At 23.8% G+C, this 12,321-nt stretch carries 7 protein-coding genes; 5 read left to right on the forward strand and 2 right to left on the reverse strand.

What is annotated here, in order from left to right:
* Positions 1-160 precede the first annotated feature (160 nt).
* The 3 genes from ACW95P_RS04760 to ACW95P_RS04770 all read left to right on the forward strand — a co-directional run bounded on the left by ACW95P_RS04760 (position 161) and on the right by ACW95P_RS04770 (position 8,427).
* The gene (locus ACW95P_RS04760) at positions 161-2,857 is read left to right on the forward strand and encodes an Mbov_0397 family ICE element conjugal transfer ATPase (RefSeq protein ID WP_457962120.1); all 2,697 of its coding nucleotides are present in this window, start codon (positions 161-163) and stop codon (positions 2,855-2,857) included.
* Positions 2,858-3,081: 224 nt separating this feature from the next.
* Positions 3,082-4,221: a hypothetical protein gene (locus tag ACW95P_RS04765; protein ID WP_457962121.1), complete on the forward strand. Its 1,140-nt coding sequence runs from the start codon at positions 3,082-3,084 to the stop codon at positions 4,219-4,221.
* Positions 4,222-4,308: 87 nt separating this feature from the next.
* Entirely contained in the window at positions 4,309-8,427 is a 4,119-nt protein-coding gene (locus tag ACW95P_RS04770) for an Mbov_0399 family ICE element protein (protein WP_457962122.1), read from the forward strand.
* A gap of 55 nt (positions 8,428-8,482) precedes the next feature.
* On the opposite strand, the gene ACW95P_RS04775 is transcribed toward ACW95P_RS04770, so the two are convergent.
* Both ACW95P_RS04775 and ACW95P_RS04780 read right to left on the reverse strand, forming a co-directional pair.
* Positions 8,483-8,782: a hypothetical protein gene (locus tag ACW95P_RS04775; RefSeq protein WP_457962123.1), complete on the reverse strand. Its 300-nt coding sequence runs from the start codon at positions 8,780-8,782 to the stop codon at positions 8,483-8,485.
* 18 nt (positions 8,783-8,800) lie between these two features.
* Positions 8,801-9,568 (reverse strand): ParA family protein, encoded by a 768-nt coding sequence (locus tag ACW95P_RS04780; RefSeq protein ID WP_457962125.1) that lies wholly within the window; start codon positions 9,566-9,568, stop codon positions 8,801-8,803.
* 213 nt (positions 9,569-9,781) lie between these two features.
* On the opposite strand from ACW95P_RS04780, the gene ACW95P_RS04785 reads away from it, so the two are divergent.
* Both ACW95P_RS04785 and ACW95P_RS04790 read left to right on the forward strand, forming a co-directional pair.
* Positions 9,782-10,612 (forward strand): Mbov_0400 family ICE element protein, encoded by an 831-nt coding sequence (locus ACW95P_RS04785; protein WP_457962126.1) that lies wholly within the window; start codon positions 9,782-9,784, stop codon positions 10,610-10,612.
* Between the two features lie 160 nt (positions 10,613-10,772).
* Positions 10,773-11,945 carry an Mbov_0401 family ICE element transposase-like protein gene (locus ACW95P_RS04790; protein WP_457962127.1) on the forward strand — a complete coding sequence of 391 codons (1,173 nt, stop codon included), beginning with the start codon at positions 10,773-10,775 and terminating at the stop codon, positions 11,943-11,945.
* Positions 11,946-12,321 lie beyond the last annotated feature (376 nt).

Raw genomic sequence — 12,321 nt, forward strand, 5'->3', positions numbered from 1 at the left:
TTATAAAAATAAAGATGGTAATAAATTAGTGAACTGAGCTTTATCGAGAAATGGAGCAATAGGGCATTTTGCAAATGATTTAAAATATAACCCCCCAGGACCTTCATTAAGTTCATTGCAATTAAATAAAAACAATACAGCAAAAAAAGGAAAATAAAATATGCTTCAACCTAGAAAAATTAAAAAAAATAAAACACCTTTATATAAAAATTTTTATGCTGAAGATTCAATTGTTGCTGTTTTTTTACTTTGTATAGTTTTAATTGTTGTATTTTTAGGTGTTCCTAAAGATATCAAATATGAGCATTATATAAAATTAGGTGTGGGTTTAGGATTAAGTGCAATTTTTATGCCTTCATTATTTTATTATCCAAAACACGGAACTAGAGGTTGGGTAATATTTTTTAGATGATTATCATTTTCATTAAATAATAAAAATTATAAAAAAAATCAAAAAGCAAATAATACTTCGTTATTAATTCCTTATAAAAAAATTGATAATGGTATAGTTGAAATGAAATCTAAACATCATTTTGGCATTTTGAAAATTAATGGTTATAACTTATGAACAAAAATTCATAATGAAAGAGAAGTATTGTTAAACAATTTAATTAGTTTTTTTAATAGCATTGAGCATAAAATAACTTTTGTTAAGTCCGATGAATTAAATAGTTATAACCAAATTATTTTTGAAATTGAAACAAAGCTATCAAAATTGCAAAAACAATATTTAAAAAATATGCCAAAAGATATTGAATTAACATATCAATATTTATTAAATAAAAAAAATGATTTTGATAATTTAGAAAAAATAGATTTAATACCTAATTATTATGTTGTTGTATATGGAAAAAGTAAATTTGAAGTTGAAGAAAATATTAAAAACATTACTAATGATTTACAAAAAGCAAATTTTTTTCCTGATAAATTAACAACTGAAGAAGCTTTTAAATTTATTTACAATATTTACCGACCTTTTCTAAAAACTGAAATAGATATTGAAAACAATCAAATTGAAAATTTAGAAAACAAACTTCAATTTGATGATGTAATGTTTTTTAAAAATTATTTTAAAATGGATGATTTACTTTATTCAGTTCAAATTGTAGGAGAATATGGAATTCAAATTGAAAATAAATGAACTGATACAATATTTAATACCGATAGTATTATTTTTTGACATTTAAATCCGATTGAAGATGAAAAATATAACAAAATTATTGATAAAACTAATCATGATATCGAAACAGCAATGAATTTAGATAGAAGATCTGGTTTTAGAAATAAAAAATCTATTTTAGAGTTGCAAGCTATCGAAGAAACTACTGATTTAATACAAATTAGTAAACAAAAGTTGTTAGATGGAACAATTGTCTTTTTAAATATAGCAACATCTAAGGAAGATTTAAAAAATTTAGAAAATTTAAATTCAAAAAATTGCAAGGATGAAAAATTAAAAATCAACAAGCTTATTTTTAGACAATTTAAAGGTTTAGCAGCTGCTAATTTTTCTGTTTTAGACTATTTAAAAGAAGAAACTCAAATGGTTTCAAGAAATATAGCAAACGGCTTTCCTTTTACTTTTGAAAATTATAATGATGGCAATGATTTCATTCTTGGAATGAGTAATAAAAACCCTGTGATTTTAGACATTTGAAAAAGAAATAGAAAACACATTAATTCTAATTTAGTTATTTTTGGTAAATCCGGAAGTGGTAAAACAACTGCAATGATGAAATTTATTTTAGATAATAAAATTAATCAAAAAGCACAAGTTATAGTTATCGATCCGCAAAGAGAATATCAAAACCTAGCTAAATTGCCTAATAGTACATGAATTGATTTAGGTACTGGGAAAACATCATTAAACCCCTTAGAAATAACATTTTCATTAACTGAAGAAAATGATAAAAATCTATTATTAAATAATGAAATTATTATTTCTAATCAAATAAATAAATTTATTGAATGATTAAAGATTATTAATGAAAAATTAGATGATGATAGTGTTTTTTTGATCACTAAAGCTTGTATTAAAATGTATAAAAATTTCGGTTTTTATAAAAACATTAATTTAATGAATTTAAAAAGTAATCAGTTCCCAACTATTTCAAATCTTGTTGATGAATTAGCTAATTTAAAATTTAATAGTGAAGAAAAAGAAATTTATAACAAAACAAAAATTCGTTTAAAAAATTGATTTGATATAACATTTGGAAATCAAGGCATTTATGCAAAAACATACAATGCTTATACTAATATTAATTTGCAAAGTGATTTAGTAATCATCGATACTAAAATGCTAACTGACAATAAAAATAGTATTGCTCAAAATGCAGCATTTTTTCAATTATTAAATTTCATTCAAACAAAAATTAATTACAACTTTTTTAACAATGAAAGTAAAAAAGTTAGAACAATGCTTGTGGTAGATGAAGCTCACTATTTTATTGATAAAAACAATGAAGCAACATTAGACTTCTTATTTCAAACAACCAAAACAATTAGAAAATATAATGGGTCAATCTTTATTACAACTCAAAATCCAAGTGATTTTACCTTAAATGAAAATTTAATTAGCAAAACAAATGGGATTTTAAAAAACATGCAATACCATTTATTTTTCAATTTAACTGGTGATGATATTCAAAGAATTAATGAACTTTATAATCCGAGTGCAAAAAGTGATAGTGAAAACTATATTCATCAACATGAAAAAGATTTTTTAATAAATGCTGATAGAGGGCAATTGTTATTATCTTCAAATGTGGGTAATAAAATTATTTTAGATATGCACTATAACAAATTTGAGCAAGAATCTCTATTTAGAGAAAATAATTTAAATGAAGGAGTTTAATAAGCAAGTATGGTTTTAAATATTAATTATTATAAAAATACAACATAAATTGCAAATGTATCATTAAGAAATAAAAAATAAAATATTTTTATATTGTTAATTATATTGATAAAATATTATTAACTATATTAATAATTATATAAATAAAATATAATTAATATATAATAAAAATATAAAAATTAATATAACAAAAATATTTTATTTTATATAACGAGGTTTTAAATATGGGTAAGAAAAAATGATTTAGTTTAATGGGTTTATCAATAATTTTTCCTGGCGTTTTAGTTGCTTGTGGAGTCAAAGCTTCTAATGTTCAAGATCCTGGTGAAGGATCTAATTGACAAGATGATGCTAGAAATAAAATTGGAACTCCTAGCACCCCTAAAAATCCTGGTAATGGAGCTTTTAATGCAAATCAAGTATCTGCAAGTTTCCCTTGACCTAAACGAGAAGATCAAGGATATGAAAAAGTTTGAAACTGAGTTCGTAATTTAGATAAGATAATTGATTTAGAGTCTCCTGGGTTAAGAAACAATCCTGAAGCTTTCAAAGCTGCATTATTAGCTAAATATTATGAAGCTAAAACATTATTAGGAGATATCGAATATATTAAAAAAAATTGGGATTCTATTAAAAATTCTAATAATAATTCATTATCTAAAAAAACTATTGATTATCAAGAAAAATTAAAAAAAGATCCTTCATATAAAAAAGTTATTGATTATGCAATAAGACCTAATAGATTATTTAATAATGTTTTTAATGTAAAAAATAATAATTTTGAAGAGTCAATGGATTCATTAGCATTAAATTTAAATTTGCCTATTATATTACTTTCTCTTAATCAAGAATTGACTATACGTTATTTAAATGCTTGAATAGATTTACAAATAGCTTTTTTAACATTGATAGATGAAAATGATATTGAAAAATCTTTTGATGATAATAAAACTAAATTTTCTAAAATTATGGATAAAATAGAAGATGCTTCTGAATTAACTTTATCTCCACAACAATATCTTTCAATAGATGAAGAAAAAGTATTTTTACAAGATTTAAATGTGGGCAACGATATCAATGACAAAGATATTTATAAAAAAATCATCGAAGACTGAAATAATGTACTTTTTTTAATGGAATTTAAATTATGAGAATTTTATGGCCATGATAAACCGCTTTTAAAAAATAACTTTGCTTTTGCCGAATGAGAAAAAGAAGTAATTGAAAAATATTTTTATCCTAAAATTACCCCTATTAAACTAAAAGAAAATTGAACTCAAGCAGAAATTGAAGCTTCTTGAAAACAATTTTTAAACGATGGCAAAAATAAATTTTATTTTTGACCCAATGCTGAAATAAAATAATTTATTCTTAATGATACTAAAAATACACTAATGCAATTTAACTTGCTATTTAGTGTATTTTTATTTTAAAAAAATCAAAGGAGAAATATGAAATATAAAAAAATAATAAATTTAGGATTTATACCAATTGCAGCAATTGCTATATCGCCAATTTTTGTGATATCTGCAACTGAATATAATCCTAGTTCATCAATCGATACAAGAGAAGAAAGAAAAACATTAAAAAAACAATTTAACATAAGTTTTGAAACTTCACCTGATAGTTTATTATCAAGGAGGGTTTTCTTAACAACTAATAAAAACTTTAATCCTAAAGTAGAATACAAGTTTTTTAACTTAAAAAGAACAAAAAATGCCAAGCATTCTTACAACCACTTTGAAGGTACAGAAAGAAATTATTCCAGTGTTAGGCTCACAATGGGGAGTTTTGGATTTGGAGATTTTAGTTATAATTCAATTCTTATACCCCCTAAATGATATGGGGCTAATGAAAAACTATCGCTTAAAGAAATTAGCGGAAATAGTATTACAAATTTTGCTCCAACAATTAAAGACAAAAAAGAAATATTAGATAATGGTGATTTTGCTCAATTCCAATGAAAAACACCTATAAGAATTAATAATATAGAAGAATTAAAAAATTTAAAAAATAATTTAGAAATAAATTATTTCTATAATGAAAATTCAAAAATATCTTTTTTATCTTACTGACAATCAAATAATACATTTAATAACTTTTTAAACTCAATTATCACATCACTTAATGGTAAAACTTTTATAAATGCCAAAATTAATAATATAAATGCTAGAGTAAATTTCTTTTTAAACGGAATTGATGGTAATTACAAAACTTTACAATATACTAAATTTAGAATAAATTTAAGTTTTGATTTAGAAGTTAATTATTCTGAGACTATCAAAACAACAAATGAGTTAAATGTCTATCTATTGAACTTAAGGAACAAATTTCAAACTGAATTTATAAATAGTAATAAAACAATAAGTATTAATACAGACACCGGAAGATCTAATGGTTTAAGAACACAAGATGGAGCGGGAGAAAAATCTAATTTAGATTATTTAGAAGAAAAAAGATTATCTTGATGAAATAATCAAGAACATAAATATAGTGCAAATTTAAAATATCAAATTAGTTCATCTGGGGGAGCTTTTCCTAATGATAGAATTAGATTTTTTATAGAATTTTTAGATCCAAGTTCAAGAACATGAAAAAGATTTTATTTAGATAATGATTTAGGAATTAATTTTATTGAAACTGATAAATATCGAAGTAAACTAATTGGACTAAATAGAATTGTAATTACTCCTGGGTGATATTTAAGTTTAGATAATGCACACAATACAAATTTAGTTAGAGATGTTAAAACAAGAATTAATGATACAAGAGATAATCAATCAAGAGATGCTTTAGGTTATGAATGAGGTGGTAAATGAGCTTATAACACTGGAGCAACAATTGATTTTGATACAACATTAATTGAAAACGAAATTTTATTTGTTAATGATAAAAAAGTAGATGTTTTAGATAAAAATTTTCATCTTAACTTGCAAGATTTGAGATTACAAAAAAACGAAGATGACAAACCAGGACCGAATGAATATGAACTAAAAATTGTTAAATACCGCAAAGGAAGCATCAATGATGAAAATGCAGAAGCTTTAAGCGAATTTAGAATGGTAATTATTATTGATTCTGTTAACCCAATTTTAAATGTGAAATGATTTGCATGAGATCCAAATAATAATCCTGAGCAAAAGAAACTAATTGAACCTTATGAAATTAATTTAGAAACCGGTAATGTCAAAATAGATCCAATTACCGGTAATAAAATACCTAATAAATTTTATGATCCTTTAATTGACCCTGCAACCGGGACAAAAAAAGAGCTTCTATGAGTTGACTATACTGGTAATGATAATTTTTTACCAAATGACACTAGATTTTTACAAGATCCAATTAATATCGATGGAGAAAGAATTACAAGTGCAAATAATTATTATTGAGGATTTATTGCTGAAGGAAGCTTATCTGGTAAGGGCGCAAATTTAACACTTTTATCACCCGCAACACAGAAGCTTCGTTATAAGGTAAATCAAAATAATTTAAATACATTCGAATTGATAGATGATGCATCAACATCAAGTAATAAAAATGGAACTGATTTTTCATTAACTGGACAAAATGAAAATAATTATTTTTCAACATCCGGAGTTTGATTATTTAGTACGAGAACATTAAAAGGCATGAATGGTTATAAATTAGTAGGAATAGGACAAAATAATCCCCAACAATTATTTAGTTCTAATTTCACACATCCAAAAATTAAACCTTTATGAGAAACAACGGCTGGCAAACATTTAGCTTCATATTTAAATAAAATAAAAAATATCAATGACAACCAAATTAAAAAATTAAGTTATGAAGAAGTATTGAATTATTGAAAAAATTATGTAAGTGATGCTTTTTCGGGAAAATTAAATAATGAAGGGCTTTCATTTATAATTCAACCAAATGTTTTAACTAATAAAGTAAAAGAGTATGCTAAAACAATAAACAAAGAAGATTTCAATCCTGATCAAGCTTTGTTAAATAGCTGAATAGGACAATTTGAGAATAAAGATAAATTATCATGAAGCGCAAATATATCAAGTGATAACGATAATTTAATTGAGTTTAATTTTTGATCTAATCAAGCTGATGATATATGACGTGTGGATAGTTCACTATCTAAAATATATGTACCTATTATTTGAAAAAAAGAATGAGATGAATTCCTTAAAAACAAAACTAACAAAACAATTATTACTCCCAAAGTTAATGTTTTAGCTATTCAAAATATAACTAAAACATTAACTTCTAGTCAATTCTTTTCTAATCCTTTTAACTATGTTGATCAATATTTAGATGTAGGACTAGGTAATGAAGATAAGGTAAGTAAATGAATTTCAAAAATGGAAAATGATAATATTGAAATTACTTTTGATATTAATAAGGATTTTGAAGCTACGCATATTATTGATCCCGAAGCTCGGAGATTTGTAATTGTAAAAAACTTTCTTGATGAATCTTTCAACAAAAAAATCAATCCTTTTAATAACATTTTGATTGAACAAATTGATTTAAAAGGATTAACTGATAAACAAGCTATTAAAAAATATTTAATTAACGAAATTCAAAAATACATTGATCCTTTTTATGTTTATAATCAAGATTGAGACATTGCTGATTTAGATGCAAAAATTGATCAAATGATACCGCCGCAAGCTCGCGATACCAATTTTTTAAAAATTACAAATATTCGTTTAAGAGTATTGCCAAAAGGCGAGCTTAAAAATTTAAGCGGTGATAAATATTTAAAAGTAATTAATACTATTGCAGATGAAAATACAATAGGCAAAACATTAGATTTATCAAACATAAAAATTCCAAATTTAATTGTTAGTGGCGATGATTTAGAAGCTATTTACAAAGAAATTTTTGATCATGTAAATAAACAATTGCCTAAGTACTATCAATTAAATAAAAATGTGGAAATTAAAGATTTCGAAGCTTCGATTATGCTTTTAATTGTTAATAAACCTAATTATGTAAATTTTGAAGTTATAGGATCTGAACAAAATATTATTAATTCAACAACTTTTAAGGTTAAATTAATTGATTCTAATTTAACAACAATTATTGATTTAAGTAAAATTAATTTAAAAGATGTAGATCTAATGGAAAGAGCTCCGCAAGCTCTAAAATCACGAATTATAAGGGCTGTAGAAAATCAATTAAAAGATTTTAAATTAGAATACAATAAGGATTACAATATACCAGATATTAATGATTTAAATGAATTAGTTAAGCTAGTAAAAAATAAGAATAGCATTAATACCAATTCATTTAGAATTGTTGCAATTAGTCTCAAAGCTTCAAATCAAACAAGCATTAAAGTAAATAATAAAGTGGGTGATTATAGCTATTTAGATGATGACAAATGAAAAAAAGCTTTAAAAGATGCTGAAAATAATGATGAAGAAGGTAATTTAGACCCCGATTCAGGTTCAAATCAAAGCTTTATTACTAAAAATAAATTACATCTTCTTTGGTTAATACCTACGGTAGCATTCGGAGCTTGACTATTAGGTTTAGGAGCATATAAATTTTTCCGTAAATTTATTAAATCTAAAAAAATCAAATAATTGCAAAATATAAAAATAAAACTTGCACTTGCAAGTTTTTTCATTTTCAAATTTATTATTTATCATTCAACATTTTTTCAAAAAATACTTCAATAATCTTATCTAAAATTTCACTTTGAGATTTACCGGTTTTTTTAGCAAGACTTTTTATTCTTTTTTTATTTTCAACTTTCAAAATAAAGAGTGATGATTTTTTTTCATCTTTTTCCTTTGTAAAAAACAAGTCATCAATTTTTGATTTTGTTGAATCATTAATATTTTTTTTATTTAAACCATTCGAGCTCTGAGCTTTGCCCTCTAGTGCAATTTTTTCTAACTCATTGATATCAAAATTAATTTCTTTTTTATCTTTCATTTAATACCCCTTAACTTATTATAAATTTTCCAACTCTTGAACTAGATCTTGAAATGCTAATGTAAATTTATTATTCCTTTTAGTTAAACATATAGGTTCGCCAAACATAACAATATTTGTTTCATCTGCAATTGATTTATTAATAATTGTTTTAGCAACATATATATCTAGTTTTTCCATTTGTTGTTTTATCTCTTTGTGAGCTTTTGAAACCATTTCAAATTTATTACCAACCAAAGCTTTGATTTTAAGATTTTTATTTGTTCTTTTAGCCACATCGATAAATTGTTTCATTTTAAATATACCCGATACACCTGATGATGTATATGTAAAAGGAATTATGACTTCATCACTTGAAACTAATGTAGTTAAAACTGCGGTAGATTTTTTAGGCTCTGTATCGATCAAAATATAGTCATATATATTCAAAGCTTCTATTTCTTTAATTATGTCTTTGAAGTGCTTAAATTTTTCTCCATTAAGTACTTTATAATCAAAATCTTTAAAAGCATCTTCGCAAGGTATTAACGATAAATTTTCATTAATATCAATAATGCAATCTTCAACTTTTACATGCTCTCTAAAAGTTATATCTAATAATGTACATTTAAGCTTACCTGATATGTATTTATTGAAATGATTTAACATATTAGCTTGTGAATCAGCATCAATAATAAGTACCTTAAAACCTTTTTTAGAAAGTAATGATGCATAATTGCTTGAAAGAGTTGTTTTACCAACTCCACCTTTATTATTTGCAAATACAATTTTTTTAGCTTTTTTCATTCCACTTCCTACTATTGAATTTATAATTATATGTATTATTATATCATTTAATATATAAAAAATATATTAAATAAAATATTTTATTTATATTACTTTTATATTGTTTAAAATATAAAAAATAATATTTTATTTATATTAAAAAAATATTTAAATTTATATAAATTAATATATAATTAATAATATAAATTTAAAATAAACAAAAGGAAATCAATTATGGAAACAAAAAATAAAAAAAGAATTATAGATAATTTTAAGCCGCAAATGACTAAAAAAATATCTGAACAACCGCTTGTTTTTAGTAGATTTTTATTGCCTTTAGATGATCACCCTATCATTGTGTTTTATAGTGAGGGAGATGAATGCTATTACTACGTTAAAGGTAGAAGTGTTCATAATTATTATGAAGATCCTAATACTGGCAAAAAAATAAAAGGAAAAATGAGAGAACCTTTCAAAGGCGAAATGATTATTAAACCTAATAATAAAGCTGGTTTATTATTTAAAAGAGATACTTATGTTGATACAACGCAATTGTTTAGAATTCATGAGGATGATTTATGAAAAATAACTGATCATTCAAAAATATCAAAATTGGAAGAATTAAAATTACCGCTAGAAGATTCATTAAAAATTTTAAATGAAATTCAAAACAATGCTGATCAAGTTCCGCCATTAATTAATTTAATCCAAGTAAAAGTTAATAATAATGGTAATGTATTAAAACAAATTATTTATGGAAACAAAGAATTGCTAGATTATGAATTTGACATTTCGTTTGATTATATAAAAAGTAAATTATCTAATGAAAAAATTGCTTCTATTATGGAAACATATGAAAATCAAAATAAAATAAATGAAAAAGAAATTAAGCGCTCAATTTCAAATACTATTAATTCCGTTAAATTAGAATTGCTTCATGAAGCGGGTTATAGATCTTCAATAACAGCGGATGAATTTAGAGAAAAAATGAAATCTAAAAGTAATCAGCAAGAAAAAGAAATAGAAAAAGATAGGTTAGAAGAAGATTTAGAATTAGGTATGTAAAATAAATTTTAAAATGCAGAAAGGTTTTATATGGGAAAAATATTTAAATTTATTATAGGAATAACGATATTGGTATTTATTCTTTGGCTATTAAATGAAATGGGCGTTTTTAAAAGCATCTTATATGTTCCTCCTTATAAAAAATAAGGAGGTTTTTAATATGCAAAATAAGATGTTATATTTTTTAAAAAACAAAATCGAACATAAAGATTATCTATATCGGAATTCAATAGAAAGAAAGCAATCGGGATGAAAAATTCATTGTTATATTACACGAAAATTAATAACTGAATTTGGTATTTTAGAAGTTAAAATCACAAAATATTACATTAAAGATGGCTCTAAAACAAAAACAAAATTATTTGATAATCATGAATTATTAAAAAATAATAAATATCAAAGAATAGATAAAACATTTAAAAGTGATATAAAAAAGCTTTATCTTACCGGTTTGTCATCATATAAAATTACTAAATATTATGGTAATTTTTTTAGCGCAAGATCGGTAATTAATTTTGTAAAAAATGAAAATTTTAATAATGAAAAAATAGATTATTTGGAACTTGCAAAAGATAGAAAATATGTCTATTTAGAAGCTGATGATGGCTTTCATAGAGAAAGAGATAGCAATAAAAAAGTAATTAAAAATCGTTTAAGAATGCTAGTTTTACATTTAGGTTTTGACAGTGATACTAATAAAATAATAGGTAAAACAGTCATAGTTGAAAAGTTTGCATCTAACAAAAATAATAGTAAAAACAATCAGCAATGAGCTGATTTTTTGACTGCAAAAATTGAGGATATCTATGGTAAAAAATTAGAAATTATTGTAATAGGTGATGGCGCTAGATGGATTAAATCTATAGCAAAAAAGTTAAATGCTAAATACATTTTAGATCATTTTCATATGGTACAAAAAGGTATGAAAACATTAGGTTATACATTAACTAAGTATCGTAAAAATCAAAAAATATTTAGCTATTTAGAGTCTAAATTAAATCAAAAAATTTATCACATTTATAAGCAATTAATTAACAACTTTGATATTCAAGGCGCCATCGATTTATTAGCTAAACTTATAAAAAATGACTACAAGCTTAATAAATCTAAGATAACTGAAATTATTAAATTAAAAAAATATCTCATGAATAACTTAGTGCCTAAAAGTGTTTATGAATACGAAAACGGCTATATAGGTTCACATACTGAAACATTTATGAATCATCACTTGAAAAGCCAAATTAAAAGAAGATTTGCAACATTTAATTATGAAACTATTAAAAAATTAATGATTTTTAATCAAACTGATAATCTGAAATATCTATTTATTTAAATAAAAGTGGCATAATCGTTATTAAAAAAACTGCCAAATCCTTATATACGTAGTATATAAGAGAGCAGCTTTTTTTGATAAATGGCATAGGTTGTATGACAAAAAAGAACTTGTGGCATATTTTCTAATTAAATTAATAAAAAAGCTATATAATCCTTTGGATTATATAGGAAGGGTAAAAAGTGCAATCCGGTTAGGATTTTTAAGCACGCCTTACCCTGCTTTAAAGCTTTCGCGTGTACGCGCGCAAGCTTTACCCAAATATGATGTCTTAACTTTTTTTAAATTAAAAATTGTTGTATAATGTTTACAACAATGGTTTTTGATATTTTGTTTAATTCAAAATAAAACCGACTACTTTAAATTTCTTACTACC

Source organism: Mycoplasma pogonae (assembly GCF_054170725.1).